Here is a 26,926-nt window from a genome sequence, read left to right on the forward strand (position 1 = left end):
ACCCCTTCGCCGGCAAGGCCAACAGCGGCGCCACCTGGACCAACGACATCAGCCACGGCGAACTCATCCGCACCAGCGCCGACCAGACCATGACCGTTGACCCCTGCAACCTGCAACTGCTCTACCAAGGACGCAGCCCCAACTCCGGCGGCGACTACGGCCTCCTGCCCTACCGGCCAGGCCTGCTGACCCTGCAGCGCTAACGGCATGACACGATTCCGGATCGGTTCCGGCGTGGCGGGCCCGGTGCGAGGCCGAGCCCGCGCGGGGGACATCAGGCCCCTGCTGATCACCGTGTGAGCCGGGTCCTGGGCACGGCGTCTGGGAGCATCCGCCGCGCCCAGGACCCTACGGCTGCCCTGGTGAATCGCACCTCATACTCGCCGTAACGGGCGGCCCGGAGGTCCAGGCCGCCCCTCCGTCACTGGTTCGGAGGGAAGCCGCCCGGACGGACTGCCGTCACCAGGCCCGCGCCCGTGCGTGCCACTACCGGCGCCGCGAGGCCCCAGCATGACGATCCACCACTACGGCTGGAGCGCGAGGGCCAACCTGCACGACAACCGCCCCTTCAGTTCTGGATGTTGGGCGGCTGGGAGAAAGCAGAGCTGGTCTCCTGGCTGCCGGGTCCGGACGGTGTGTGACGAGACGTACGAGCACGCGAAATGCCTCACATGCCGTTGGGTCACGGCAAGGACGCTGGAGCCGGCCGCAGGAAAGCGGGCCGGCTCCAGGGTTCGGGCGTCACATGGGGATCAGATGCGGATCCACTTCTGGTTGTTCTGGCCGTTACACGCCCAGATCTGCACCCTGGTGCCGTTGGCGGTGCCGGCGCCGCTGACGTCCAGGCACTTGTTCGCTCCGACGGCGGTGATGCTGCCGTCGGCGTTGAGGCGCCACTTCTGGTTGTTCTGCCCGTTGCAGTCCCAGATGATCACCGCGGTGCCGTCCGCCGTCCCGGCCCCGTTCACGTCCAGGCACTTGGTGCCGAACACCCGCAGCTCACCGGCGCTGGTGGAGGTCCACTGCTGGTTCGGCTGCCCGTTGCAGTCCCAGATCTGCACCTGTGTGCCGTTCGTCTGCGACGCTCCGTTGAGGTCCAGGCACCGGTTCGACCCCACACCCCGCAGCGCGCTCGTGCTGCCGGGCGAGCCGTCCCCCTGCCCGACGCCCCTGCCGTTGAAGGTGATGGAGTCCACGTCGAACGAGTTCGCGGACGGCGCCTTGAACACGACATGGACATTGCGGGTGCCACCGGGGTCGGTGACCTGCACCGCCGGCAGCGACACGTAGGTGTTCCATCCCCCGGTCGCCGGCACGGGGCTGGAGGCGAGGAGGGCCCCGGTCGGCGAGTCGGCGCGCAGTTCGATGGACGCCCCGGTGTTGGACGGCGCCGAGACGCGGAAGGACACCGTGTCGATCCCGGACAGGTTGATCGGATTGAAGGAGATCCAGTCATTGTTGGAGATGTCGCCGATGCGCCTGCCGCCTTCGGCTCCGGGCTCGTCGACGATCCGGATTCCGGTCGAGCCGGTGAAGTGCTCGGCCTGCTTGTGCTTGGGCTGCAGGGTGATGCCGGCGCTGCCCTCCAGGCCGCCCTTGTCGGTGTAGTCGGCGGACAGTGCGTAGTAGACGTTGGAGGCCTCGTCATGGCCGGAGGCGGTGGTCGTGACCGTCCCGGAGCAACCGGTGTACTGGCCGGTGTCGTGGGTGTGCTGGTCATGGCCGAGCGCCGTGATCACGTTGACCTTGGTGCAGTCGGCGGCGCCGTCCTCGGCGTCGGTGACGTTGACCGTGTAGGCCACCTGGTCGCCGAAGTCGATGAACCCACCGTTGGGCGGAGCCGAGAAGGCCACCTTGGGACGAGTGTTGCCGACGACGATGGGCAACGTGACGCTGCCCGTCTTCCCGCCGGAGTCCCGTACGGTCAGCTTGGCCGTGTAGGTGCCGTTGGTGTTGTAGGTGTGGGAGGGGTTGGCGCTGGTGGAGGTGCCGCCGTCGCCGAAGTCCCACGCGTAGGTGATCGCGTCGCCGTCGGGGTCGGCTGAGCCGGCCGAGGAGAACGCCACCGCCAGGGGCGCCGCGCCCGAGTCGGGGTTGGCGCTCGCCTTGGCCAGGGGCGCGCGGTTTCCGGCCACGTAGTCGACACGGTAGATGCTGTCATCGGTGTTCGCGTGGCCGAAGCCGTTGCCCCAGTCGGCCATGTACAGGGCGCCGTCCGGGCCGAACTTCATGTCGATCGGCGCACGCGGGGCGAGCTGTGCCACAAAGGGGTTGATCTTCAGGAGGTTGCCCGAGGAGTCCAGGGGGAACTCCTTGACGAAGTTGCGGCTCCATTCATAAAAGAACGGCGTGCCGTCGAAATACGCGGGGAACTTTCGGTCCGAGCTGCTGGCCGGGTCGTGGCGGTAGAACGGGCCGCCCATCGGGGCGGCGCCGCCACAGCAGTTGATTTCGGGGAACTCGGCCGAGGCGTGGTAGTTGTACCACACGGTCGCGGGCTTGGCCGCGGGCAAATTGCTCAGGCCGGTGTTGTTGGGCGAGTTGTTGACCGGTGCTGAGCAGTTGAATTTCGCGCCGGAGGTGTTGGTGGCGAAGTTGAAGTCGTTGAACGGGATGTTGTTGCCGACGCAGTACGGCCAGCCGTAGAAACCCGGCTGCTTGATCAGGTTCCACTCCACGGTGCCCTCGGGACCACGGGTGGAGCTTGCGGCGCCCGCGTCGGGGCCGTAGTCACCCACCGAGATCCAGCCCGTCACCTTGTCGACCGCAAAGCGGAACGGGTTGCGGAAGCCCATGGCGTAGATCTCCGGCCGGGTCATGGCGGTGCCGGGCGCGAACAGGTTGCCGGACGGGATCGTGTAGGTGCCGTCGGGCTCGGGGTGGATGCGCAGGATCTTGCCGCGCAGGTCGTTGGTGTTGGCCGAGGACCGCTGAGCGTCGTAGTGCTCCCGGCCCGGCCGCTCGTCGATCGGGGCGTACCCGCTGGACCCATTCGGATTGGTGTCGTCACCCGGGCCGATGTACAGGTTCCCGCCCGGCCCGAACGCGAGGTAGCCGCCGGTGTGGCCGGGCTCGTCGACGTTGCGGTACGCCGGAACCTCGAGGATCTTCTTCTCGCTCGCCAGGTCGAGGCTGGTGCCGTTGAAGGTGAACCTCGATACCCGGTTCACCTCACCGCCATTGGACGGCGAATAGTTGACGTAGATCCAGCCGTTGGTGGCGAAGTTCGGATCCAGCGCCAGCCCGATGCCGCCGTCCTCGCCGCCGTCGTACACCGACAGCGTGCCGATGACGCGCGTGCCCCCGCCATTGGCGGGGATCATGTTCACCTTGCCGGAGCGCGAGATGTAGAAGACCCTGCCGTCGGCGGCCACGTCCAGTTCCATCGGCTGGTCCGGTGCGCCGTCGAGGGTCACCTTCTGGAACCGGGCCGCGACCGTGCCGCCGCAGTCACCCGGCGCCGCGCCCGCCGCCCACTGCACCGCACCCAGCAGGTGCTGTTTGAACTGCGGCTCGGAGTAGGAGGACGCCTGGTGGCCCATCGCGGTGGCCCACACCCGGCCGCCCTCCGGGTTGTGACACCAGGAGATCGGGTGGTCGGCGCCCATTTTGTTCGGCCCCGCGTCATAGGTGGTCTCGTCCGCGGTCACCAGGACGTGCACCGAGCCCCGCATGTTCTTGTCGAAGTTGTACCACTCCTCCGTACGCACCCACCGATCCGGCAGCCCCTTCGTGGAGGGGTGAACCTTGTCGGCCACCTTGGCGGTGCCCTGCACGGTCGCCGAATGCGCGGTCATGTGCGCGCCGGCCAGCACGACCTGGTCCCACCAGGGAAACTGCGTCTCGATGTTCATGTCGGTGGCGTTATGGATGGCGACGACGCCGCGGCCGCTGCGCACATACGCCTGGAAGGCCTGACGCTGGGCGTCGTTGTCCCACACCATGCCGCTGGTCTGGAACATGATCACCGCGTCGTAGGTGTTCAGGGTCGCGCTCGTGAAGACGGTGGAGTCCTCGCTGCGGTCGACCTGGAAGTTGTTGTCGGTCGCCAGCTGCTGGAACATCGCGACACCGGCGGGGATGGAGTCATGCCTGTAGGCGCCGCTCGCCGTCTCGGTGAACAGCAGCACCTTGAACTGCGGAGCGGCCGCGTGCGCCGCCAGCGGCGCCGAGGACACCAACAGCCCTAACAGGGCCGCGGCCAGGGCGGAGAACAGGCGTGATCTTCGCATGAAGGATCTCCTGAGGGGTTACCGGCAACGGTGGGAGTTGCCGGGTGGCGATGGGAAGGCATGCGTCGTCTCGGCTCGCCGGGCCGGTCGTGCGGCGAGGACGCCATGGTCGGTGGATGGCGCGGTGGGTGCCGGGGCCCGACCATGCAACAGATGTCTGATCGATTCGGAACGAAAATAAGCCTGCACAAGTTAACTGTCAAGCATGCTTATCCAGCGAATCAGGACCCGTCTTTTCTCTTTCGCCGAGCCAGAGTCTCGTGCCCATCTCGGGAATCTGCAGGTGAAAGCGGCGTCGACGATATCTGGCTGTTCCGCCGATCCTGACTCGACAAAGATCGGAGTCGCATCTCCAGCAGTCAAAAGCAAAATGAGTATGAAACTTTCAGACTCTGTATCGGGACAGACTTCGCGCGGAGCCGAGCTCCGGGGCGCGTACGTCGGCAACCCAAGGCTGGGAAGGCGCGTGTCAGAGGGTGCGCAGGTACGCCAGGCCGTCCACGGCCAGCGCGTCCTGGCTCTCCGCGAGGGGCCGCCAGATGGAGGCCGCGGTGGCGATGGTCTGGTTGTGCGCGGTGAAGGACTCGATGACGAGCGGCCCTTGATAGCGGGCGTCGTGCAGGGCCTGGGTGAAGCCGGGCCAGTCGAAGCGGTCGGCTCCCGGCGTGCCGCGGTCGGTGCCGCACACCTGCACGTGCGCGATGCGATCCGCCGCGACCCGCACCGCCTGGGCGGGGTCCTTCTCCTCGATGTTCATGTGGTAGACGTCGAGTGCCAGGTGGCAGTCCTCGGGCAGCGCGTCGAGCGCCTGATCGACGGTGTTGACGAGACTGGTCTCGTACCGGTTGAGCGGCTCGACCGCGAGCTTCACCCCGCGCTCGGCCGCGTGGTCCAGGACGGGCCGCAGATGCTCCCGCAACTCGGCGTAGACCCCCCGGCGTTCGTCCGGCGAGAGCCGCCACGTACGGCCGACCGAGGCGTACGCCGGCCCCCCGATCACCGGGGAGCCGACCGTCACCGCCACGTCGACGCAGTGCCGCAGATAGTCCTGGGTGTCGCGGACGGTCTCCGGGGAGGCGGCCACGAGCTCGCGCCCCGGCGGCATGACCAGCACCACGGACGCGGCCAGCCCGTGCTCGGCCAGCACCGCCGCGGCCTTGTCCGGGTTCCAGTCGCCGGGTTGCTCGACGGGCAGCTCGATGACGTCGAAGCCCCACCGGGCGATGCGCGGCGCGAGCCGCGCCAGGTCGTCGTCGGTCAGCGGGGAGACCCAGACCCAGGTGTTCACTCCGATGGAGAACATCGCGTCCCTCTTCGTCGTCGGTTCGCAGAAGGAGCCGATCAGCTCTTCTTCCCGCCCCAGGTCTCCGGGAACCCGGGCAGGTCCTCACAACCGCACAGCGCGTAGTGCAGCGGCGGCATGTTGGGCTTGAGGTAGGTCGACAGGTTCTCGCTGGTGACCTTCGGCTGCGGCAGGTTCCACATCTCGGGCACCTCCTCGCCCTTGAGGATCTTCAGAGCGGCGATGATCGGGGTGCGCCACTGGTAGGTCGGGTACGTGGGTGCGACGGCGGTGAGGTTGGCGTCCTTCCACTTCTGCAGGAAGTCCTGCTGGTCCTCGCCGTTGATCGGCGGCACCGGCAGACCGGCGTCCTCGAACGCCTCGATCGCGGCCACCGCCGTGGCGCCCGCGTCCATCCAGATGCCGTCGATCTTGCCGTGCCGCTGGATGTAGTCGCTGACGACGCTCTTGGTCTTGGCCGCGTCGCCGTCGGTGAACTCCACGCCCACTACCTGGACTTTGCTCTTGTCGAAGACCACCTTCGCCGCCGACCAGCGCGTCTCCAGCACGTCCACCCCGGGCAGGATGCGCAGCGCCAGCACCTTCCCGCCCGCCGGCACCTTCTCGACCAGGAATTCGGCGGCGTCGGCGCCGAAGGCGTAGCCGCCGATGGGCTTGATGAACGTCACCGGGCAGTCCGTCTCCACGCCCCGGTCGAACACGATGACGGGCACCTTCCCGCAGGCGGCCGTCACGGCGGGGGTGAGCGTGGCCGTGGTGTTCGGTGAGATGATCAGCGCGTCACAGCCCTTGGCCTGCAGCTCGGCGATGTCGGAGATCTGCTTGTCGTCCTTGCCCTCGGCATCCAGGGCGGTGAACTTCTTGATCTCCTTGTGCAGGCCGACCTCGGCCTGCATCGTCTTCCATCCGACCTGCCGCCAGGGATTGTTGACCGCGGCGTTGGAGAAACACAGGTGGTACGGCCCGTCCTTCTTGTACTTCGCTGTGTCGATCATCTTCGGGGCGATGGCCTGTTCCCAGGGCTTGTCCGTGGGGCCCTGCGGCGTCTGGGAGCGCATGGCCAGCTGGGCGTCGAAGTCCGCCTGCACGAAGAACTTCGACTGCGCGCCCGTGCCGGAACCCTGAGCGGTCTGGCTGGCGCTCGCGGCGGGCGCGCTGCTCTGGACAGCCGGCGGCTTGTCGGTGGTGCAGCCGGCGAGGACGAGCGTGGTGAACACGGCGACTGCGGCCTTATGACGCGGCATGTGCGTCTCCTCTTCGGGGGGTGAACTTCCGGGGAAGTCGGATGGCTCCCGCCGCGACCGCGGCGATGATGATGACGCCCTGCACGGTGAACTCCAGCGCCCCCGAGATTCCGTACAGGTTGAGCAGGGTGAACAGCGCCTCCAGCGTGACGGCCCCGGCCATGGCGGCCAGCACGGAGCCGCGGCCGCCGCCGAGCACCACGCCGCCGAGGACGACCGCGGTGATGGCGGAGAACTCCAGTCCCTGGCCCACCTGCGCCGAGACGCCGGCGAAACCGCCGAGCAGGATCGCCGTGACGGCCGCGGACAGACCGGAGAGCATGAAGGCGAAGATCTTGGCTCGATCGACCCGGACCCCGGACAGTGCCGCGGCACGCTCGTTGTCACCGGTGGCGATGAGGGTCTTGCCGAAATCGGCGCGCATGAGCCAGATCGCCGCCGCGCCCATGGCGAGCAGGATCAGCACCGACCACGGCAGCGGCCCGAGGCCCCCGCGGCCGAAGACCCGGAAGCCCTCCGACAGCGCGCCACGCGGCGCGCCACCGGTCCAGAGGAAGACCGCCCCGCTGAGGACGAGCAGCATGCCGAGCGTCACGATGAACGACGGCACCCGCAGCTTGGTGGTGACCACGCCGTTGACCAGTCCGACGAGCAGCCCGACGACGACCAGCAGGGCGAGGACCGGCCAGGTGGCGGACTCGTCGCCGTCGATGAGCCGCGCGGCGATCACCACTTCGGCCGTCACCAGTGAGCCGACCGACAGGTCGAACTCCCCGGAGACGATGACGAAATACTGTCCCGCGGCGAGGATCACCAGCGGCGCGGCCCGTTTGAGGAACGCCAGGAACCCGGCGGGCTCCAGGAAGAAGGGGTTGGCGACCGCGATCGCGGCCAGCAGCACCACGAGGACCGCGAGGATGGGAAGTGCCCGCTTCATGCCGACCGCCTTGTTCCGCGCCGGGCGTAGACGGCCACCGCGATGACGATGACCACGCCGCGGACCACGTCCTTGACGAAGGAGTTGACCTCGAGCTGGTTGAAGATGGTGTCCAGGACGGCCAGCAGCAGGACCCCGCCCACGGTTCCGGCGACGCCGCCCTTGCCTCCGGCCAGCGCGGTCCCGCCGAGCACGACCGCGGCGATGGACTCCAGGTCATAGCCGCCGTCGGTGCCCACCGTGGGCGCGCCCGCCCCGAGCCTGGCGGCGAGCAGCAGACCCGCGATGCCGGCGCAGACCGAGCAGAGCACGTGGGTGATCACGATGACCCGGCCCGTACGGATCCCGGACAGCCGGGCGACCTCCTCGTTGCCGCCCACGGCGTAGATCCGGTATCCCAGCCGGGTCCTGCTCAGCAGGAACCAGGCCACGACGGCCACGCCCGCCCAGAGCAGGGCCGAGACGGGGATCGGCCCGATACGGGAGTATCCGAGGAGCTGGAACGACTCGGGCACCTTGCCCGCCGGGCCGTCGTACAGGTGGTCGACGATGCCCTTGATGATCAGGGCGGTGCCGAGCGTGGCGATGAAGGCGTGGACCTGGAGCCTGGTGATGACCAGCCCGTTGACCAGTCCCACCAGCGCGCTGATGGCCAGCACCGCGGCGACCGCCGGCCCGATGTTCCCGTCCTGGCCGGCCATGATCTCCGCCGCGACCAGCGAGGCCAGGCTGATCAGGTACGCCACGGACAGGTCGAGCGATCCGGCCAGGATCGCCAGCGTCTGCCCGATCGCCACGATGCCGAGGGCCGCGGAACGTTGCTGGATCCCGACGACGCTCTCCATGGTGAGGAACTGACCGCCGTCGAGCGCGACGAGGACCCAGCCGACCGCGACCAGGCCGAGCAGCGCGAGGAACACCACCTGCGTGGGTTCGCGCAACCGCGCCGCCAGGCCGCCGCGTGCCTGGCCGCGGCGGGCGGGACGGCGGGCGCGCGTGAGCAGGTTCATTCAGGCCACCTCTCCCGCGGCCAGGCGCATGATGGCCTCCTCGGAGGCCCCGGCCGGCAGCGTGCCCGCGATGCGGCCGTCGCGCAGGACGACGACGCGATCGCTCATGCCGATGAGCTCGGGCAGCTCGGAAGAGATCATCATGATGGCCATGCCGTCGTTCGCCAGTTCGCGCATCAGGTCGTGGATCGCGGCCTTGGCCCCGACGTCGACCCCCCGGGTCGGCTCGTCGAACAGCAGCACCCGCGGCGCCATCGTCATCCATTTGACGAGCACGACCTTCTGCTGGTTGCCGCCGGACAGGTAGCGCACCTCCTGTTCCTGACGCGCAGGTGAGAGGCGTACCCGTTCGAGCAGATCGCGGACGCCGTCGCGGCCCTTGGCCCCCACCGCGCGGGCGACGAGCAGGGCGTTGTCGCGCACGGACTGGCGCAGCGCGAGCCCTTCGGCCTTGCGGTCCTCGGTCACCAGCCCGATGCCCATGGCCACGCCTTCCCGGACCGAGCGCGGGCGCGACGGGATCATCTCGCCCGTGGTGAACGGCTCCGCGCCGAAGATCGCTTTGGCGAGCTCCGATCTGCCGGATCCCTGCAGGCCCGCGATGCCGACGATCTCCCCGGCACGCAGCTCCAGATCGATGTCGTGGAGCTTGTGGTTGCCCGCTCCGCGCAGGCTGAGCCGCACCTCGCCGGCGCCCGCCGAGCGGGGCGGGAAGTAGGTGCCGAGGTCGCGGCCCACCATCAGGCGGATCAGCTCGTCGGAGGTCACCTCGCCGATCGGGAGCGTGGTGACGCGCGCGCCGTCCTTGAGCACGGTGACCCGGTCGGCCACGTCGAACACCTCGCGTAATCGGTGCGAGATGTACACCACGGCGACGCCGCGTTCCCTCAGCCGCCCGATCAGCCGGTAGAGCAGCTCGACCTCGTGCTCGGCGAGCGCGGCGCTGGGCTCGTCCATGACGACGAGCCGGGCGTTCACTGATAGCGCCTTGACGATCTCGACGATTTGCTGCTGGGCCACCGGCAGGCGCTTGACGGCGTCGCGGGGGCCGAAGGGGTCCTCGCCCAGCTCGTCGAGGAGCCGCGCGGTCGCCTCCTCCATGGCGGCCCGGTCGACCAGGCCGCGCCTGACAGGCTCGCGTCCGAGGAAGACGTTCTCGGCGACGGTGCGCTCGGGCAGCAGGTTGAACTCCTGGTAGATGATCGCGATTCCGGAACGCTGTGCCTCGAGCGGATGGCCGAAGGAGACGGGCCGGCCGTCGATCTCGATCGTGCCCTCGTCCGGCGCGTGAACCCCGCAGATGATCTTCATCAGGGTGGATTTGCCGGCGCCGTTCTCGCCGACGACGGCGTGGACCTCACCGGCCGTCACGTCCAAGTCGACTCCGGACAGCACCCGCACGCCCAGGAAGCTCTTGCCGATGCCTCGCATGCTCAGCACTCGGTCCACCTTCCCGTCTCAGCGGACGCGAGCGCGGCCTCGCAGATCTCGGCGGCAAGCGGCTTCTCACAGATCAGGGGCTTGAGGGCGAACGGGGCGTGGAGGTGGTTGTGCGGCACTCCGGTCATGGCGGCACCGGCGACCCGCACGGCGCGGGCATGCACCCGCCCCATGAAACCTGTCCCGGTGATCCCCACTCTGGGGGCATCAACAGGTTTCAGGCCTATATCCCTCATGCTGCGGGATGCTAAGCGGGCTTATGTCGACGGTCAAGCAAAAGCCAGCACCGGCGCGGCATAATCTGGAGGAGATCGCCAAAGGTGTCCTCCCGATGAACGGAGCGGGTGTTGAGTGAGAGCACGCTGATGGGCTCCGGTGGCCCGGCCACCGGGGCAGGAGCTCTGCTCTCGATCCTGCGCGACGGGCGGCCCCGCACCCGCGCCGAGCTGGCCGAGCTCACCGGATGGGCCCGTTCGACGCTCTCGCTCCGGCTGGACGCCCTGCTCAATCAGCGCCTGGTGGCACCGACCGACGATGCGATCCCCTCCGGCGGGCGTCCCGCGACGACGTTCGCCTTCAACCAGAGCGCACGCGTCGTGCTGGCGGCGGACCTGGGTGTGACGCACGCCCGGCTCGCCGTCACCGACCTCGCGACCACCGTGCTCGCCGAGCGCAGCGCCGAGATGCCCATCGACCGGGGTCCGGTGCCCGTGCTGACCTGGCTCGTCGAGAGCTTCCACGAGTTGCTCGGCGAGTGCGGGCGCGGCATCGCCGACATGTGCGGCATCGGCGTCGGCCTCCCCGGCCCGGTGGAGCACGACACCGGCAAGCCGGTCAACCCGCCGATCATGCCCGGGTGGGATCGCTTCGCGGTGCCCGAGTGGCTGAGCGCGCGGCTCGGCGCCCCGGCACTGGTCGACAATGACGTGAACATCATGGCGCTCGGCGAGTACTGGGCGGTCAGGTCGCAGGTCAAGCACATGATCTTTGTCAAGATCGGCACCGGGGTGGGCTGCGGGATCACGAGCGGGGGCCGCCTGCATCGCGGCGCCCAGGGAGCGGCCGGCGACATCGGCCACATCCGGGTCCCGTCGTTCGAGGACGTCGTCTGCCGGTGCGGCAACACCGGATGCCTGGAGGCCGTGGCGGGCGGCGGCGCGCTGGCCGCCCGCCTGCGCGCGGCCGGCGAGGACGCCTCCGTCAGCCGCGACGTCGTCGGGCTGGTGCGAGCGGGCAATGTCCCCGCGATCCAGGCCGTCCGCCAGGCCGGCCGGGAGATCGGCACGGTCCTGGCCTCGGTCGTCAGCTTCTTCAACCCCTCGCTCATCGTCATCGGCGGCGACCTCGCGGAGGCGGGCGAACACCTGCTCGCCGGCGTCCGCGAGGTGGTCTACAGCAGGTCCCTGCCGCTGGCCACCCAGCACCTCGACATCCTGGCGAGCGAGCTCGGGGACCGCGCGGGCATCACAGGTGCGGCGGTGATGGTGCTCGAGCACGTGCTGGCGCCCGATGCGGTGGACCAGGCGGTGATGGCCGTAAGCGGCGGATGATAGGACAGCGATGAGCATGCTTATGCTTGACCATCGACAAAAGTAGCTCTTAACATCGCGGATACTTACATACCGGATGCCTTCCGCATGCGGTGGTAGTCCCGACACGATGGAGCTTTCATGGACAAGCTCGGTGTGTGGCTTATCGGGGCACGGGGATCCGTGGCGACCACTGCCATCGTGGGCGCCGCGGCCATCAAGGCGGGAGCGGCGTCCCCGCAAGGATGTGTGAGCGAGTCCCCCGGCTTTCCCGGGCACCTGGTTCCGCTGACCGACCTGGCCTTCGGCGGCCATGACATCACCGAGACCTCCTTACGCAAGCGCGCCGAACAGCTGGGCAGAGCAGGGGTCATATCACCGGAACTCCCGGGGTTGCTCGCGTCCGATCTGGACGCCGCCGACGCCGAGATCCGGCCGGGCTACGTCCCCGGCGACGGTGGCCGGGCCGCGACCCGGCTGATCGACGACATCACCGGCTTCCGCGCCCGGCACGCGCTGGCCCGGGTGGTCGTCGTCAACGTGTCGTCGACCGAGCCCCCGGTGGATTCGCGCCCGGAGTTCGAGAGGCTGGCCGACCTCGAGGAGCGGCTCGCCGCTGGGGACGACGTCCTGCCGCCGAGTTCGCTGTACGCCTATGCGGCGTTCCACGCCGGGTGCGGCTATGTGGAGTTCACCCCCTCCACCGGGCCGACCCTGCCCGCCCTGGCGGAACTCGCCGCCCAGCGGGGCGTGCCGTACGCGGGACGCGACGGCAAGACCGGCGAGACCCTGGTCAAGAGCGCCCTGGCGCCCATGTTCGCCGACCGGGCACTGCGGGTCCGCTCCTGGTCCGGGCTCAACCTGCTCGGCGGCGGCGACGGGGCGACCCTCGCCGATCCGGCCGCCAGGTCCAGCAAGCAGCTCTCCAAGGACCAGGCCGTCGCCAAGGTCTTGGGAGGACCCGTCGAGGGCGAGACGCACATCGACTATGTCCCGGATCTCGGTGAGTGGAAGACCGCCTGGGACCACGTGACCTTCGAAGGTTTTCTCGGCGTGCGGATGACGCTGCAGTTCACCTGGCAGGGCTGCGATTCGGCGCTGGCCGCTCCGCTCGTCCTGGACTTGGCCCGGCTGGTCGCACGTGCGCACGAGAAGGGGCGGCGTGGCGTCCTGCCCGAGCTCGGCTACTTCTTCAAGAGCCCGCTGGGGACGGACGAGCACGCGCTGGCCGCCCAGTACGCCCGGCTGCGCGCCTTCGCCGAGGAACTGTCATGAGGGCGTTGCTCGAGCTGGTCCGCGCACCGGCCGCACTGTCGGTGCCGGGGGACACCATGGCGGGGGCCGCCGCCGCGGGGCGGCGGCCGGCACCCGGCCTGGCCCTGGCGTCGGTGCTCATGTACTGGTCGGGAATGGCGCTCAACGACTGGGCGGACCGTGAGGTGGACGCCATCGAGCGTCCTGAACGCCCGATCCCGTCAGGCCGGGTCCGCCCGGGCGCCGCGCTCGGGCTCGCGGCCGCCCTGACCGGCGCGGGCCTGGCCACAGCCGCCGTCGCCGGCGGCCGTCGCGGTCTCACCGTCGCCGGCCTGCTGGCCGGCGCGGTGTGGGCCTACGACCTGGGCCTCAAACGGACGGCGGCGGGACCGGCGTCGATGGCGGCCTGCCGCGTGCTGGACGTACTCCTCGGCGCCGGCGAGCAGGCCAGAGCCGCCGTGCCGGCGGCCCTGGCGATAGGCGCGCACACCTACGGGATCAGCGTCCTGGGCAGAGCCGAGGTGACGGGGGCGGCACCCGGGACCGCCGAGCGCGCGCTCGTGGCCAGCACCGCGGCGGCCGGACTCGCGGCCGCCTCCTGCCTGCGCAACGGAGCCGCCGCCCGGGCCGGCGCGGGTGTCCTCATCGCCGGCTATCTCGCCTCCACCCTCCCCGTCCAGGCCGGGTTACGGACCCGCCCCGACCCGGAGAACGTGCGGCAGGCCGTTCGCCTGAGCATCCTCGGCCTGATCCCGCTCCAGGCGGCGGCGGTCGCGGGTGGCGGGCGGTTCGCGGCGGCGGGCGCGCTGCTGTGTTCGCTGCCCCTGGGTAGGTGGCTCTCGTCCCGGCTGGCGACATCGTGAAGTGGGCCTACTGCACCAACGGCTTCGCCGGCCACCGGCTCCCCGAGGCGCTCGCGATCCTGGCCGATCTGGGGTACACCGGTGCGGCGATCACACTCGACCACGGCCATCTCGACCCCTACTCCCCCGGCCTGGCCGCGGAGGTGTCGCGAATCGCCGGGCTCCTCGAACGCCTCGGCCTGGCTGCCGTCGTCGAGACGGGCGGGCGTTACACCCTCGATCCCCTGCGCAAACACCATCCGACCCTCATCAGCGACGACGCCGAGCGCAGAGTGGAGTTCCTGATCACGGCGATGCGGGTCGCCGCCGATCTGGGCGCTCCCGTGGTGCATCTGTGGAGCGGGGTACGGCCCGACGGCATGCCGGAGGCGGAGGCGTACACGCGGCTGGCCTGCCAATGCGCACGGCTGCTCGACGAGGCCGACCAGGTGGGCGTCACGCTGGGATTCGAACCCGAACCCGGGATGCTCGTCGCCGACCTGGACGGCTTCGAGCGGCTGCGTACGATGCTCGGCGCCCATGCCCGGTTCGGCCTCACCCTCGACATCGGGCACTGCCACTGCGTGGAGCGGGAGGATCTGGACACCTGTGTCCGCCGGGCGCTGCCGTACACCGTGCACGTGCAGATCGAGGACATGCGCCGGGGAGTCCACGAGCACCTGGAATTCGGCGAGGGCGAGATCGACTTCGTGCCGGTGCTCGCCGCTCTGCACGGCTACTCGGGTCTGGTGGCCGTGGAGCTGGCCCGGCACAGCCATGCGGCCCCGCAGATCGCCCGGCGATCGATCGACTTCTTGAGGAGGGCACATGAAGGAGCCGGCACAGGAGTGGCTGGCACAGGCCCTCCCGCAGGTCGAGGCTGACCCGCACGCGATCCACCGGCTCTTCCCGCAGGCCGAACGGCGGGGCGGCCCCGGCGCCCGGCGCGCGCTGCTCGGCGCGCTGCACGGCCACCACGCGGTGATCCACAGCCTGTACGAGGCCGGCGACAGCGGCGAGCGGCTGGCGATCCTGACCGCCCTGCATGAGCTCGACCTGGAAGGGACGGCAGTCGGGCTGGTGGAGGACGCGCTGCGCACCAATGACGCGCGGCTGGTCGCCGCGGCCCTCGGCCCGTACGGCTCGGCGTGGCTGGACGACCACTCCTTCCGGCAAGGGGTGCTCAAGTGCGTCTTCATGTCGATCCCGCTGGCGGCGGTGGCCGAGCTGGACCGCCGCTTCGACGCCGAACTGGCCCGGATGTTGTCGGACTACGCGGCGGAGCTGCGGGCGGCCGGCCGGCCCGTCCCGCGCGACGTCCTGGAGAGGATCTGAATGCGCATCTTCGACCCCCACATCCACATGACCTCCCGGACCACCGACGACTACCAGCGCATGCACGCCGCGGGGGTGCGGGCCGTCGTCGAACCCGCCTTCTGGCTGGGGCAGCCCCGCACCAACGTGGGCAGCTTCCTCGACTACTTCGACGCGCTGCTCGGCTGGGAGCCGTACCGCGCCGCACAGTACGGCATCCACCACCACTGCGCGCTCGCGCTCAACCCGAAGGAGGCGAACGATCCGCGGTGCGCGGGGGTGCTGGCCGAGTTGCCGCGATACCTGCTGAAGGACTCCGTCGTCGCGGTCGGCGAGGTCGGCTACGACTCGATGACAGCAGAGGAGGAACGGGCCTTCGAGGCGCAGCTCGCCTTGGCGCAGGAGAATGATCTCCCGGTGCTCGTGCACACTCCGCATCGGGACAAGGCCGCGGGCACCCGCCGGACGCTCGACGTGGTCCGGGCCGCCGGGATACCCCCCGTTCGGGTGCTCATCGACCACCTCAACGAGATGACCGTCGGCATGGTCGCGGACTCGGGCTGCTGGATGGGGTTCTCGATCTACCCCGACACCAAGATGGACCCGGACCGGATGGTGGCCCTGCTCAAGGAGTACGGCACGGACAGGATGCTGGTGAACTCGGCCGCCGACTGGGGACGGAGCGACCCGCTCAAGACGCGTCAGGTGGCCGACGTCATGCTCGCGGCCGGCTTCGGCGAGGACGACGTGGATCAGGTGCTGTGGCGCAATCCGGTCGCCTTCTACGGGCAGAGCGGCCGCCTCGACCTCGCGGCCGGCTCAGAAGCCGGCCCCGACTACGCCGGCAACACGATCAAGCGGGGCTGACCATGAGGCTGCGCCATCCGGACGGCTCGACGGTGCACCTGGCCTACTGCACCAATGTCCACGCCGCCGAGGATCTGCCCGGCATCCACGGTCAGCTGTCCGGCGTCGCCACGCGGGTCAGGCATCTGCTCGGAGTCGAACGGCTCGGGCTCGGGCTGTGGTTGTCCCAGCACGCCGCCGCGGACCTCCTCGCCCGGCCCGAGGAGCTCGCCGGGCTGCGCGAGCGGCTGACCGCGCTCGGGCTGGAGGTCGTGACCCTCAACGGGTTCCCCTACCGCGGCTTCCAGGACGAGATCGTGAAGTACCGCGTCTACACCCCTGACTGGGCCGATGCGGAGCGGCTGCGCTACACGCTCGGGCTCGCCGAGATCCTCGCCGCCCTGCTGCCGGACGACGTCACCGAGGGCACGATCTCGACCCTCCCCCTCGCCTGGCGGGCCGGGTGGACGAGCGACAAGGCGGCGGCGGTCATGGCCAATGTCGACGCGGTCGCCCAGGGCCTGCGCGCGCTGACCGGCCGTACCGGCAAGGTGATCCGGCTGGGCTTCGAGCCGGAGCCCGGTTGCATCATCGAGACGACGCCCCAGGCGACCGCCCTGCTGAGCGACGTGGATCACGACTACCTCGGTCTCTGCCTGGACGCCTGCCACATGGCCGTGGGGTTCGAGGAACCCGGCGCGGGCGCCGGCAGCGGGCTGCCGATCGTGAAGCTCCAGGCGTCGTGCGCCTTGGAGGCCCCGCCGGGGGCACAGCGGGCGCTGGCCGCGTTCGACGAGGCCCGTTTCCTCCACCAGACGCGCTCCGCCACCGGATACGCCGACGACCTGGGCGAGGCCCTCGCCGGTGGCCTGCCCGCGGACGAGAGCTGGCGCGTGCACTTCCACGTCCCGCTGCACGACGCGCCGCTCCCTCCGCTCGCCACCAGCGCCCCCTACCTGCGTGCCGTGCTGGACGCGCTCCTCGGCGGAGAACCTCCGCTGACCAGGCACGTCGAGGTGGAGACCTACACGTGGAACGTGCTTCCCGGCGCGCCGGCCGACATCGCCGAAGGCATCGCCGCCGAGCTCGACTGGATGCGGGGGCAGCTCGCCGCCCTCGGGCTGAAGGAGACGTGATGGCACCGCTGATCGTGATCAATGTCGTCGGGCTCACCCCTCGCCTGCTCGCGCACATGCCGAACGTGGCCAAGGCGGGCGCGGTAGCCGCGCTGCGGCCCGTGCTCCCGGCCGTCACCTGCTCGATGCAGGCCACGCTGCTGACCGGTTCGATGCCCCGCGACCACGGCATCGTCGGCAACGGGTGGTACTTCCGGGACCTCGGCGAGGTGCTGCTGTGGCGCCAGCACAACGCGCTCATCCAGGGCGACCAGCTGTGGACCGCCGCGCCCGGCCTGCGCACGGCCAACGTCTGCTGGTGGTACGCGATGGGCGCGCCGACCGACCTGCTCGTCACCCCGCGCCCCGTCTACCACGCCGACGGCCGCAAATCGCCCGACTGCTACACCCGCCCGCCCTCACTCCACGACGACCTCGAGGCCACGCTGGGGCCGTTTCCCCTGTTCACCTACTGGGGACCCAACGCCGGGATCGCCTCCTCCGAATGGATCATCGCCGCGGCCCGCCGCATCCTGGCCCGCGAACGGCCGGATCTGCTGCTGGTCTACGTGCCTCACCTCGACTACGACCTCCAGCGGTACGGGCCCGCCGGTCCCGAGGCGATCGCGGCGGCCCGCGCCGTCGACGCCGCGCTGGCTCCGCTCCTGGCCGAGGACGCCGAGGTGGTCGTGCTCTCGGAATACGGCATCACCCCGGCGTCCCGCCCGGTGCACATCAACCGCGCGCTGCGCACCGCGGGTCTCCTGGAGGTCTACACCCAGGCCGGGATGGAGTACCTCGACCCGTGGACGTCCCGGGCCTTCGCCGTGGCCGATCACCAGGTGGCCCACGTGTACGTACGCGACCCCGCCGACCTCGACCGCACCCGCGCCGTCATCGCCGAGCTGGCCGGCGTGGACGAGGTGCTCGACCAGGCGGGGAAGGCGAAGTACGGGCTCGACCACGAACGCGCCGGCGAGCTCGTCGCGGTGGCCGAGCCCGACGCCTGGTTCACCTACTACTACTGGCTCTCCGACGACCGTGCTCCGGATTTCGCCAGGCTCGTGGACATCCACCGCAAACCCGGCTACGACCCCGCCGAGCTGTTCATGGACCCGAGCGACCCGTTCGTCAAGCTCCGCGCAGCGGCGGCGCTGGCCAGGAAGAAACTGGGCTTCCGCTACACGATGCAGGTGGTGCCGCTCGACCCGGCGCCGGTGCGGGGCAGCCACGGCCGGCTGCCCGATCTCCCCGACGACGGCCCGGTGATCATCGGTCCCTTCGACCATGACTCCTACGAGGCGACCGAGGTCAAGGGACTCCTGGCCGGCCTGGCCCGGCGATAATGCCTGGTTGAGCCGGTACAGCTGCTGATCTCATGCGCAGATGGAGATCTCACCGAAGGCCGAGGCGGCCCCCGCCGCCGATCCGTGGCCCGGATACTTCGCGGACCGCGGACACCCAGGGGCCCGCCGTATCGGCGCCGGTGTCGAGGGCGTCGTCTACAGGCTGGGCGACGGCCAGGTCGCCAAGGTGTGGACGGGCCGGCCGCCGACCGAGCTCACCCGCCAGGTTTATGCGGACATCGCACAGCACCGGCTGCCATTCGCCACCCCGGAGATCTTCCAGGTCCACGAGCACGAGGGTGTCGTGGTGACGTACGAGCGTGAGCTGCCCGGCGTCCCGATGCGGGGCGACTCCGCGCACGAGGACTACGAGCGCACGCTGCCCGTTCATCACAGGAACGCGCTGCTTGCCGTCCTGCGTGGCCTCGCCTCGGTGCCAGGTACGGACGCCATGCGCCGGCTGACCGTCCAGGGCGATGACCGTCCGCTGTGGCAGGGTCACGACCGCTTCCAGGACGCGCTCGCGGGCCTGGTCATGCGAGCCGCGGCCCGGCACGGCGCTGCGCTGGCCGTGCATGTGCCGGACTTCAGCGCGGGGGTCGAACGCACGCTGAACGCCCTGCGGTCGCTTCCCGATGCTCCGGTCACAACGATCCACGGCGACCTCGTCCCGCCCAACATCCACACCGACGCCGCCGGCCGGCCCGTCGCCGTCCTCGACTTCGGCTTCTACACGACCGCAGGCGATCCGGCCTTCGAGGCGGCCGTCACCGCGGCCGTCTGGGACATGTACGGCCCGTACGCCGAGGAGCACACCGCGGAACTCACCCGGTTCTTCGCACAAGAACTCGGCTACGCGCCCGCTGCCCTCACCGCCTACCAGGCCGTATACGCCCTCACCACGTACGATCTGTTCGGCATGGACGACAGCGATGGGCACTTCCGATGGTGCGCCGAACAGTTGCGCCGCAACACCATGTTCAGCACCCAGCTGTCGTGACCACCGCCACTCGTTGATCGCTGCCACTCGTTGATCGCTGCCCGCCCGGGACGGACGCGGGAGCGGCCTGGGCAGAGCCGGCGAACCCGAACGCTTGCTCCATGATCGTCGGGTTCGAGCACTGAAGCTCCTGGCCGCTCCCGGGGTGTGGACGGATGGTCTCAGACGCGGGTCCAGCGCTGGTTGGTTCCTCCCGTGCAGGTCCAGATGCGCGCCTTGGTGCCGTTGGCGGTGCCGTTGACGTCCAGGCACTTGTTCGCCCCCACCGCGGTGATCGTGCCGTCGGCGTTGATGCGCCACTTCTGGTTGTTCTGCCCGTTGCAGTCCCAGATGATCACCGCGGTGCCGTCCGCCGTCCCGGCCCCGTTCACGTCCAGGCACTTGGTGCCGTAGACCCGCAGCTCACCGGCGCTGGTGGAGGTCCACCGCTGGTTGGGCTGCCCGTTGCAGTCCCAGATCTGCGCCAGCGCGCCGTTGGCCTGCGAGGCGCCGTTGACGTCCAGGCACCGGTTCGACCCCACACCCCGCAGCGCGCTCGTACTGCCCGGTGTGCTGTTCAGTTCCTTGATACGGATGTTGCGGTATGACACCACGTCGCCGGACCCGTGGTTCTGGATGCCGATGTAGCCCTGCTGGAGCGAGCGGACCGGATCGGTGTTGGTGAAATCATTGATTTTGCTGCCGTTCAGGAACACCTGCAGCCGCTCTCCCTCCACCAGCAGCTCATAGGTGTTCCACTGCCCCGGCGGGTTCAGCGCCGCGTCGCGGGCGGCGATGTCGGCGGCCTTGAACCCGTAGATCGCCCCGGTCGTCTTGTCCGTAGTGTCGGTTGCGTCGATTTGCACCTCGTATCCGGTGTTGAGCGCCGCGTTGGGGTCACTGGTGGCCGGGAACCCGACGATCACGCCGGAGTTGGAGTCGCCGGTCAGCTTCCAGTCGAGCTTGAGGGAGTAGGAGCGGAACTCCTTGGCGTTGTGCCACAACATGCCCATGCCGCCCTGGGAGGTCAGCGTGGCGTCGCTGTTGGCGAACGACCCCGGCCCCGCTTGCGACCAGCCTGTCGTCGAGCCGTTGTACAACGTCGTGTACCCGGTCTCCGGGCGGCAGTCGGCGTTGGTGGCCTTGGCCGCGTACCGGATCCCGCCGAGCAGCAACGTGCGGAAGTTCGGGTCGGCGTACGACTCCTGCGTGTGCCCCAGGCCGGTGTAGAACGCGCGGCCGGAGGACTGGGGGCGGCACCAGGTGATCGGGTGATCGCCCATGCCGCCGCCGCTGTAGCTGCCCTCATCCAGGCTCTGCAGCACCCGGACGTTCGGGCGAGGGTTGGAGCGGTAGTTGTACCACTCGTCGGTACGTGACCAGGTCGCTCCGAGGTGAGCCGTCGCGGCGTGCGCCCGATCCTCGTTCCGTACGGTGGCCTGCTGGATCGCCGGGTGGTTGTTGAACCAGGCCCCCATCAGCTGCCCGTAGTACGGCCAGTTGTACTCCGTGTCCGCGGCCGAATGCACTCCTACGTAACCGCCCCCGCCGTCCACATACGTCTGGAAGGCGGCCTGCTGGGTGTCGTTCAGCACATCACCGGTGGTGTTGAGGAACACCACCGCCTTGTACTGGGCCAGGTTGGCCGTGCTGAAGGCGTTGGAGTCCTCGGTGGCGTCGACGGCGAAGTCGTTGGCGGTCCCCAGGTCGCGGATGGCCTGGATCCCGGTGGGGATCGAGTCGTGCCGGAACCCGGCCGTCTTGGAGAACACCAGCACCTTGAAGGCGGCGGCCTGGGCGGGGATGGCGGGGATCATCGTCGCGGCGGCGATGATCGCCACCACCGTCACCGACAGGCGTCGCAGCACGGATGTCCTTCGGTCGCTCCCCGCGATGCGCCCGAGCGCGGCGGGGGTCAGATGTCGTGGCATGAGTGTCCCTTCAGACGCGGGTCCAGCGCTGGTTGGTTCCTCCGGTGCAGGTCCAGATGTTCAGCTTGGTGCCGTTGGCGGTGCCGGCGCCGGTGACGTCCAGGCACTTGTTCGCCCCCACCGCGGTGATCGTGCCGTCGGCGTTGATGCGCCATTTCTGGTTGTTCTGGCCGTTGCAGTCCCAGATGATCACCGCGGTGCCGTCCGCCGTACCCGCCGCGTTCACGTCCAGGCACTTGGTGCCGTAGACCCGCAGCTCACCGGCGCTGGTGGAGGTCCACTGCTGGTTGGCCTGCCCGTTGCAGTCCCAGATCTGCGCCAGCGCGCCGTTGGCCTGCGAGGCGCCGGTGACGTCCAGGCACCGGCCCGACCCCACACCCTTGAACGTACTCGTGCTCCCCGTGGGCGGGGTACCGGTGTCGAAGGTGAAGGCGTCCACGTCGAACAGGTAGCCCTGTCCGGTCGGGCCGCGGAAGACCAGATACAGCGTCGTCGTGCCGGCCGGCGCGCCACTGAGGTTCGCCGAGATGTCGGTGAAGGTGTCCCAGCTGCCGGTGCTCGCCACGTTCACCGTTCCCAGCAGTGTGCCGGTCGCCGAGCCCGCCCGCACCTCGATCCGGCCGCCCGCCCCGGCCGAGGACACCCGAGCAGTGATCCTTGTCGCGTTGCTCACGTTGTACGGCTGGAAGGAGATCCAGTCGCCGTCGTCGGTGAAGCCGACCGTCTTGCCGCCTTCCGCGGTGGCGTGGTCAACCGTCTGGATGCCCTGCTGGGCTCCGAAGTGCTCGGCCTGCCGGTGCCGCGGCTGGAGCGTACGGGCGCTGGCGGAGGTCAGGCCGCCCTTGTCGGTGTAGGAGGCCTCGAAGACGCCGTAGATGTTGGCCCCGGCGTCGTGCTCACCGTCGACCGGCACCGCGATGGAGCCCGAGCAGCCGGTCGTGGAGGTGATCTTGTGGCGGTGGCTGTCGTGGCCGAGGAAGTAGGCGACGGTGACCCCGGTGCAGTCGATCGTGCCGTCCTCCGGGTCGCTGACGGTGACCTGGAAGGGCACGGTGTCACCGAAGGAGAACAGTTGCCCGTCGGCAGGGGTGGTGAGGCTGACTGTCGGCGCGGTGTTGCCGACGTTCACGATCACGTTCGCCGTGCCGGTGAGACCCTGCGGGTCCCGGACCGTCAGCGTCGCCGTGTAGGTGCCGTCCGTGGTGTAGGTCTTGCTCGGATTCGCCGCCGTGGAGGTGGTGCCGTCGCCGAAGCTCCACGAGTAGGTCAGCGCGCCACCCTCCGGATCAGAGCTGCCCGCCGAGGAGAAGTTCACCGTCAGCGGGGCCGGCCCCGAGGTCTTGTCGGCGGACGCCTTGGCGATCGGATTGCGGTTGGCGCTCCCGATGTACTCGATGCGATACAGCGCCTGGTTGTTGTTCCCGGAGCCGTAGTCAAGGACGTACAGGGCCCCGTCAGGGCCGAAGGCCATGTCCATCACCTGCGTCCCCGACCAGGGGAACGCCGAGATCTCCCCGTAGGCGCCATCCGACTTGACCTCGATCGCCTTGATCCAGCGCCGGCCGTACTCACCGGCGAAATACCGCCCTTCGAGCGCCTGGGGGAACTTGATGGCCGAGTTCAGATTCGGGTCGTAGCGGTAGACCGGACCACCCATCGGCGACTCCGACCCGGAGCCGAACTCCGGCGGAGATCCGGCGTCCCCCGCGTACCTGATCCACGCCGGCTTCGCCGGAGGCAGCGTGGCGAGGCCGGTGTTGCGGAAGGAGTTGTTGGTGGGGCCGCCCGCGCAGTTGTACTTCGGACCGGTGCTGTTGGTGGCGAAGTTCCATTCGTTGTAGGTCTCGGTGGTGGTGTTCGTGCCCGTGCAGTACGGCCAGCCGTAGTTGCCCGGAGCGGTGATGCGATCGAACTCCACCTGCCCGCTCGGCCCGCGGTTGGGGTTGGTCACGCCCGCGTCCGGCCCGTAGTCGCCGAGGTAGACGATGCCGGTCGCCTTGTCCACGCTCATCCGGAACGGGTTGCGGAAGCCCATCGCGTAGATTTCCGGCCGGGTCCTCGCCGTCCCCGGCGGGAACATGTTGCCGCTGGGAATCGTGTAGGTGCCGTCGGGCTGCGGTTTGATGCGCAGGAGCTTGCCGCGCAGGTCGTTGGTGTTGGCGGACGAGCGCTGGGCGTCGAACTGCGGGTTGCGGTTGGTCCGCTCGTCCAGCGGGGAGTAGCCGCTCGACTCGAACGGGTTGGTGTCGTCGCCGGTGGTCAGATACAAGTTGCCGGCGGCGTCGAAGTCGATGTCCCCGCCCACGTGGCAACACTGGCCGCGGTCGTTCTGGACCCGCAGGACCACCTTCTCGCTGGTCATGTCCAGAGTGTCGTCCGTCTTGAGGGTGAACCGGGACAGGTACAGCTCGCCCTTCCACTGGTCGAACTGGGCCTGCGTGCCGGTGCTTGGCGCATCACCGGTCGGCGTGCTCAGCCGCGGGGAGTAGTAGAGCCAGAGGTACCGGTTCGACGCGAAGCCGGGGTCGACCGCCACGCCCTGGAGGCCCTCCTCGTCGTGGTTGTAGACGTTGAGCCTGCCGGCCACCTTCGTGTTGCCGTTGGCGTCGGTGACACGCAGCGTGCCGTCGCGCGCTGTGTGCACCACTGACCGGTTCGGCATCACGGCCAGCGACATCGCCTCACCCAGCTCCGCTCCGCCCGACGCGAGAGACACCTGCTGGTAGTCGGACGGCGGGATGACGAGGGCGTTCGCCGGGGAGGCGTCGAGCGCGAGCGCTCCGGGAATGATCAGCGCCATCGTGGTCAGCAAGGTGAGCCACGGACGTCGGGACATGAATGTTCCCTCCTGACACAGGAAATCAGTCAGGGCAAGGCGCGCCACCGCGCGTCTGCCAGGGTTCCGCTTCGTGGCCAGAGGAGTGCCGCCTCTGGTTCCCTCACGGCCGGCGCCGATTGCGGCGGCCGGTCGTGAGGGAGGTGTTGGTTGCCCATCGCTGTCGCGCGGGAAGATCCGTCGGATGCCGACATCGGTTCAGGCGAAGGGGGAACCCGCTTCCCGTGCCCGACGGTGGGAGACGGGGCCGCGGCCGTCAGACGGTGTCAGACGCGGGTCCACTTCTGGTTGGCGCCGCCGTGGCAGGTCCAGATCTGCATCCTGGTGCCGTTGGCGGTGCCGGCACCGGTGACGTCCAGGCACTTGTTCGCGCCGACGGCGGTGATGCTGCCGTCGGCGTTGAGGCGCCATTTCTGGTTGTTCTGGCCGTTGCAGTCCCAGATGATCACCGCGGTGCCGTCCGCCGTACCCGCCGCGTTCACGTCCAGGCACTTGTTGCCGTAGACCCGCAGCTCACCGGCGCTGGTGGAGGTCCACTGCTGGTTGGCCTGCCCGTTGCAGTCCCAGATCTGCGCCAGCGCGCCGTTGGCCTGCGAGGCGCCGGTGACGTCCAGGCACCGGCCCGACCCCACACCCTTGAACGCACCCGTGCTCCCTGAGGGCTGGCCCTGGGGGCCGGCGGACGCGATCACGGCCTGGGCGCCCGCCGGCCAGGCGCCGTTGGTGACGGTGACATTGTTGTTCACCACATTGCCGCGGTCGCCGTTGGTCACGTTGGTGCTGCCGTTGGTCGACCAGTTGCCGGTGACGGTGAAGTTGCCCATGTTCTCGCCGTACCAGTAGTTGGCGGTGGCCCAGGTGCCGGTGTTCGAGAGCACGTTGTTCCTGACGGTGTAGTACCTGGAGCCCTCGTCGAAGTAGATGCCGAACCAGCCGTTGGTGCGCAGGCAGTGGTTGTCGCTGATCACCGCGCCCGGGTTCCACGACAGCGTGTAGATGCAGCCGCCGTCGGTCATCTGCTGCATGACGTCGTGCACGTAGTTGCCGATGAGCCGGTTGCCGGAGGCGGTGGTGGGCGTGGTGTAGCGCGGCTGGAAGTCGTACAGGCCGCGGTCGGCGTAGTGGGTGCTGCCGCCCGGCTCGTTGGCGCCCCAGCCGTACCCGATCGACATGCCGGTGTACGGCAGGTTGTAGACCTCGTTGTGGGACACGTCGGTGTTGGTGACGTAGGTGGTCAGGACCGAGACGACGCCTCGGTGATCCAGGCCGAGGTCATGGATGCGGTTGTTGCTGACGGTGATGTTCCGGTTGGCCATCCGCTGGTCACTCGGGTGGTGCGCGTCGCCGCGCACGCCGCCGACCACGATGCCGCCGGCCGAGCTGCGGGCGATCTCCGACCGGGTGACCGTGATGTCGGCGGCGCCCAGGCCGACACCGCTGGCGTGCGCGTTGGCGTCGTTGCCGATGCCGATGGCCGTCTGTCCCAGGTTGACGAAGCGCGAGTCGGTGAAGGTGATGGTGTTCGCCGCGGAGACCTGCACGGCGGCGGGCATCTGGTACCAGTTCGGCCGGGTCGCCTCGAACTGCCGGCAGCCCTGGTGGCAGGAGGTGAAGGCGGGCCAGCTCCAGTTGCCGGCTATGTAGGCGCCGGTCTGCTGGTCCACATAACCCTGGTTGCTGCTGGCGCCGAGCCAGCTCGTGCCGGTGAAGGTGATCCCGCTGAACGTGACGTGGTGCGCGGGCGCGTCGTACGTGCCCCCGACGTGCACCAGCGACTGGAGGACCGGCAGCTCCACGCTGACGTTGCCCATGTTCTGCCCCGCGAGCGGGATGTAGGACAGGGCGCCGGTCGCGGGGTCGAGGTACCACTCACCCGGCGAGTCGAGGAACTCGTAGGCGTTGACCAGGTAGAGCGGCCCCGCCCGGTGCGGGCTGGTGAAGGTGTCGTACCCGAAGTTGTTGTTGTTCCAGGCGGGCTGCTGCATCGTGATGAGGTTGCCGCTGATGCTCTGCACCGGCGCGTACCGGTCGGTGAACGAACCGACGCTCTCCATCTCGACCCGGCTCTGGCGGGCCAGGTTGTTCAGATAGCTCAGCGCGCCGCTGGTGAACCTCATCCCCGTGCTGCTCGCGGTGAAGTCGGACCGGTTGACGGCGGTGCGCGCCCGGGTGGCGAGCGCGCCGTCGACGTACAGCTGCCGGGTGTCGATCCCGGCGCCGACGTTGGCGCGCCAGATGTTCTTCCCCGAGTCGGCCACGGTCCATCCGGTGACCGCCCTGGCTCCGCTGATGACCGGAACGGCGCCCGCCGCGGCCTGCCATTTGACGGTGTAGCCGTTGTTCCCGGAGTCGGCGGCGGTCAACCGGAGCGGCGCGGAGAGCCGATACACCCCGCCGGCCAGCTCCACGACGATGTCACCGGACATCGCGGCGTTCAGCGAACGTACCGCCGTCTGCGCCGCGGACAGCGAGCACGGCTGGGTGGAGGTGCAGGCGGTGCCGGTGCCGGCGGGTGACGCGTACAGGGTCGTGGTGGCCGCGAGGGCCGGGGTGGCGGGGGCGACGAGGGCGAACGCCGCGGCCAGCGCCGCGGCGATGCCCACCAGGATCGGTCTCAGCATCGTGACGGGCGAACGTAATTGCACAGTCGTTCCTTTGGGGGGTAGGGGTATGGCCAGGTCACGCCCTGACCCTCAGGCAGGTGACGCCTTTCTGGGGAGGAGCAGAGGCCGGCTCCTGCGACAGAGGTCCGCGGGACGCCTCCACTC

Annotated in this window: 20 protein-coding genes; 10 read left to right on the forward strand and 10 right to left on the reverse strand. The window is 69.5% G+C overall.

Going from position 1 to position 26,926, the window contains the following annotated elements; genetic code table 11:
• Positions 1–203, forward strand: a 203-nt coding sequence (locus ETD86_RS23535) for a non-reducing end alpha-L-arabinofuranosidase family hydrolase (RefSeq protein WP_281286952.1), incomplete at its 5' end; no start/stop codon positions are given.
• Between the two features lie 549 nt (positions 204–752).
• Here the strand turns inward: ETD86_RS23535 and ETD86_RS23540 are convergent.
• The 7 genes from ETD86_RS23540 to ETD86_RS23570 form a co-directional block, all read right to left on the reverse strand.
• Positions 753–4,232, reverse strand: a complete 3,480-nt coding sequence (locus tag ETD86_RS23540; protein WP_138668326.1) for a ThuA domain-containing protein — start codon at positions 4,230–4,232, stop codon at positions 753–755.
• A gap of 469 nt (positions 4,233–4,701) precedes the next feature.
• Positions 4,702–5,535, reverse strand: coding sequence for a sugar phosphate isomerase/epimerase family protein (locus tag ETD86_RS23545; RefSeq protein ID WP_138668327.1), 834 nt, complete (start codon positions 5,533–5,535; stop codon positions 4,702–4,704).
• Positions 5,536–5,573: 38 nt separating this feature from the next.
• The gene (locus tag ETD86_RS23550; protein ID WP_138668328.1) at positions 5,574–6,779 is read right to left on the reverse strand and encodes an ABC transporter substrate-binding protein; all 1,206 of its coding nucleotides are present in this window, start codon (positions 6,777–6,779) and stop codon (positions 5,574–5,576) included.
• A complete protein-coding gene (locus tag ETD86_RS23555) occupies positions 6,766–7,716 on the reverse strand; it encodes an ABC transporter permease (protein WP_138668329.1) in 951 nt (316 codons plus the stop codon). The genes ETD86_RS23550 and ETD86_RS23555 overlap by 14 nt, the downstream gene beginning before the upstream one ends.
• Positions 7,713–8,726: an ABC transporter permease gene (locus ETD86_RS23560; protein ID WP_138668330.1), complete on the reverse strand. Its 1,014-nt coding sequence runs from the start codon at positions 8,724–8,726 to the stop codon at positions 7,713–7,715. The genes ETD86_RS23555 and ETD86_RS23560 overlap by 4 nt, the downstream gene beginning before the upstream one ends.
• A complete protein-coding gene (locus ETD86_RS23565) occupies positions 8,727–10,157 on the reverse strand; it encodes a sugar ABC transporter ATP-binding protein (protein ID WP_211370264.1) in 1,431 nt (476 codons plus the stop codon).
• A 2-nt stretch (positions 10,158–10,159) separates the two neighbouring features.
• Positions 10,160–10,339, reverse strand: coding sequence for a hypothetical protein (locus ETD86_RS23570; protein ID WP_138668332.1), 180 nt, complete (start codon positions 10,337–10,339; stop codon positions 10,160–10,162).
• 192 nt (positions 10,340–10,531) lie between these two features.
• Here ETD86_RS23570 and ETD86_RS23575 point away from each other — a divergent pair, with 192 nt between their 5' ends.
• From ETD86_RS23575 to ETD86_RS23615, 9 genes are all read left to right on the forward strand, one after another.
• Positions 10,532–11,716, forward strand: coding sequence for an ROK family transcriptional regulator (locus ETD86_RS23575; RefSeq protein WP_138668351.1), 1,185 nt, complete (start codon positions 10,532–10,534; stop codon positions 11,714–11,716).
• Between the two features lie 120 nt (positions 11,717–11,836).
• Complete coding sequence (locus ETD86_RS23580; protein ID WP_138668333.1) at positions 11,837–12,970, forward strand: inositol-3-phosphate synthase; 1,134 nt, start codon at positions 11,837–11,839, stop codon at positions 12,968–12,970.
• Positions 12,967–13,812 carry an SCO3242 family prenyltransferase gene (locus ETD86_RS23585; RefSeq protein WP_138668334.1) on the forward strand — a complete coding sequence of 282 codons (846 nt, stop codon included), beginning with the start codon at positions 12,967–12,969 and terminating at the stop codon, positions 13,810–13,812. Before ETD86_RS23580 ends, ETD86_RS23585 begins: the two co-directional genes overlap by 4 nt.
• Positions 13,782–14,675, forward strand: coding sequence for a sugar phosphate isomerase/epimerase family protein (locus ETD86_RS23590; RefSeq protein ID WP_246148095.1), 894 nt, complete (start codon positions 13,782–13,784; stop codon positions 14,673–14,675). Before ETD86_RS23585 ends, ETD86_RS23590 begins: the two co-directional genes overlap by 31 nt.
• Positions 14,620–15,126, forward strand: coding sequence for an EboA domain-containing protein (locus ETD86_RS23595; protein WP_138668335.1), 507 nt, complete (start codon positions 14,620–14,622; stop codon positions 15,124–15,126). Before ETD86_RS23590 ends, ETD86_RS23595 begins: the two co-directional genes overlap by 56 nt.
• Positions 15,127–15,972, forward strand: a complete 846-nt coding sequence (locus ETD86_RS23600; protein ID WP_138668336.1) for a TatD family hydrolase — start codon at positions 15,127–15,129, stop codon at positions 15,970–15,972.
• Between the two features lie 2 nt (positions 15,973–15,974).
• The gene (gene eboE / locus ETD86_RS23605) at positions 15,975–17,087 is read left to right on the forward strand and encodes a metabolite traffic protein EboE (protein WP_138668337.1); all 1,113 of its coding nucleotides are present in this window, start codon (positions 15,975–15,977) and stop codon (positions 17,085–17,087) included.
• Positions 17,087–18,412, forward strand: a complete 1,326-nt coding sequence (locus tag ETD86_RS23610; RefSeq protein ID WP_138668338.1) for an alkaline phosphatase family protein — start codon at positions 17,087–17,089, stop codon at positions 18,410–18,412. The genes eboE and ETD86_RS23610 overlap by 1 nt, the downstream gene beginning before the upstream one ends.
• A 40-nt stretch (positions 18,413–18,452) precedes the next feature.
• On the forward strand, positions 18,453–19,412 hold the full coding sequence (locus tag ETD86_RS23615) for a phosphotransferase family protein (protein WP_138668339.1): 960 nt from the start codon (positions 18,453–18,455) through the stop codon (positions 19,410–19,412).
• Positions 19,413–19,573: 161 nt separating this feature from the next.
• On the opposite strand, the gene ETD86_RS23620 is transcribed toward ETD86_RS23615, so the two are convergent.
• From ETD86_RS23620 to ETD86_RS58300, 3 genes are all read right to left on the reverse strand, one after another.
• Complete coding sequence (locus ETD86_RS23620) at positions 19,574–21,322, reverse strand: ThuA domain-containing protein (RefSeq protein ID WP_211370261.1); 1,749 nt, start codon at positions 21,320–21,322, stop codon at positions 19,574–19,576.
• A gap of 10 nt (positions 21,323–21,332) precedes the next feature.
• Positions 21,333–24,158, reverse strand: a complete 2,826-nt coding sequence (locus ETD86_RS23625) for a carbohydrate-binding protein (protein WP_138668340.1) — start codon at positions 24,156–24,158, stop codon at positions 21,333–21,335.
• A 266-nt stretch (positions 24,159–24,424) separates the two neighbouring features.
• On the reverse strand, positions 24,425–26,779 hold the full coding sequence (locus tag ETD86_RS58300) for an RICIN domain-containing protein (protein WP_138668341.1): 2,355 nt from the start codon (positions 26,777–26,779) through the stop codon (positions 24,425–24,427).
• Positions 26,780–26,926: the final 147 nt, after the last annotated feature.

Origin of the sequence: Nonomuraea turkmeniaca (assembly GCF_005889735.1) — a bacterium.
Classification (GTDB): Bacteria; Actinomycetota; Actinomycetes; order Streptosporangiales; family Streptosporangiaceae; genus Nonomuraea; species Nonomuraea turkmeniaca.

Excerpts from the sequence above, each read along its gene's own strand:
- ETD86_RS23550 (WP_138668328.1), bottom strand. The coding sequence starts at position 6,779 with ATGCCGCGTCATAAGGCCGCAGTCGCCGTGTTCACCACGCTCGTCCTC.
- eboE (WP_138668337.1), top strand. The coding sequence starts at position 15,975 with ATGAGGCTGCGCCATCCGGACGGCTCGACGGTGCACCTGGCCTACTGC.
- ETD86_RS23565 (WP_211370264.1), bottom strand. The coding sequence starts at position 10,157 with ATGCGAGGCATCGGCAAGAGCTTCCTGGGCGTGCGGGTGCTGTCCGGA.
- ETD86_RS23595 (WP_138668335.1), top strand. The coding sequence starts at position 14,620 with ATGAAGGAGCCGGCACAGGAGTGGCTGGCACAGGCCCTCCCGCAGGTC.
- ETD86_RS23555 (WP_138668329.1), bottom strand. The coding sequence starts at position 7,716 with ATGAAGCGGGCACTTCCCATCCTCGCGGTCCTCGTGGTGCTGCTGGCC.
- ETD86_RS23600 (WP_138668336.1), top strand. The coding sequence starts at position 15,127 with ATGCGCATCTTCGACCCCCACATCCACATGACCTCCCGGACCACCGAC.
- ETD86_RS23580 (WP_138668333.1), top strand. The coding sequence starts at position 11,837 with ATGGACAAGCTCGGTGTGTGGCTTATCGGGGCACGGGGATCCGTGGCG.
- ETD86_RS23615 (WP_138668339.1), top strand. The coding sequence starts at position 18,453 with ATGGAGATCTCACCGAAGGCCGAGGCGGCCCCCGCCGCCGATCCGTGG.
- ETD86_RS23575 (WP_138668351.1), top strand. The coding sequence starts at position 10,532 with ATGGGCTCCGGTGGCCCGGCCACCGGGGCAGGAGCTCTGCTCTCGATC.
- ETD86_RS23620 (WP_211370261.1), bottom strand. The coding sequence starts at position 21,322 with ATGCCACGACATCTGACCCCCGCCGCGCTCGGGCGCATCGCGGGGAGC.
- ETD86_RS23570 (WP_138668332.1), bottom strand. The coding sequence starts at position 10,339 with ATGGGGCGGGTGCATGCCCGCGCCGTGCGGGTCGCCGGTGCCGCCATG.
- ETD86_RS23560 (WP_138668330.1), bottom strand. The coding sequence starts at position 8,726 with ATGAACCTGCTCACGCGCGCCCGCCGTCCCGCCCGCCGCGGCCAGGCA.
- ETD86_RS23545 (WP_138668327.1), bottom strand. The coding sequence starts at position 5,535 with ATGTTCTCCATCGGAGTGAACACCTGGGTCTGGGTCTCCCCGCTGACC.
- ETD86_RS58300 (WP_138668341.1), bottom strand. The coding sequence starts at position 26,779 with ATGCTGAGACCGATCCTGGTGGGCATCGCCGCGGCGCTGGCCGCGGCG.
- ETD86_RS23625 (WP_138668340.1), bottom strand. The coding sequence starts at position 24,158 with ATGTCCCGACGTCCGTGGCTCACCTTGCTGACCACGATGGCGCTGATC.
- ETD86_RS23585 (WP_138668334.1), top strand. The coding sequence starts at position 12,967 with ATGAGGGCGTTGCTCGAGCTGGTCCGCGCACCGGCCGCACTGTCGGTG.
- ETD86_RS23610 (WP_138668338.1), top strand. The coding sequence starts at position 17,087 with ATGGCACCGCTGATCGTGATCAATGTCGTCGGGCTCACCCCTCGCCTG.
- ETD86_RS23540 (WP_138668326.1), bottom strand. The coding sequence starts at position 4,232 with ATGCGAAGATCACGCCTGTTCTCCGCCCTGGCCGCGGCCCTGTTAGGG.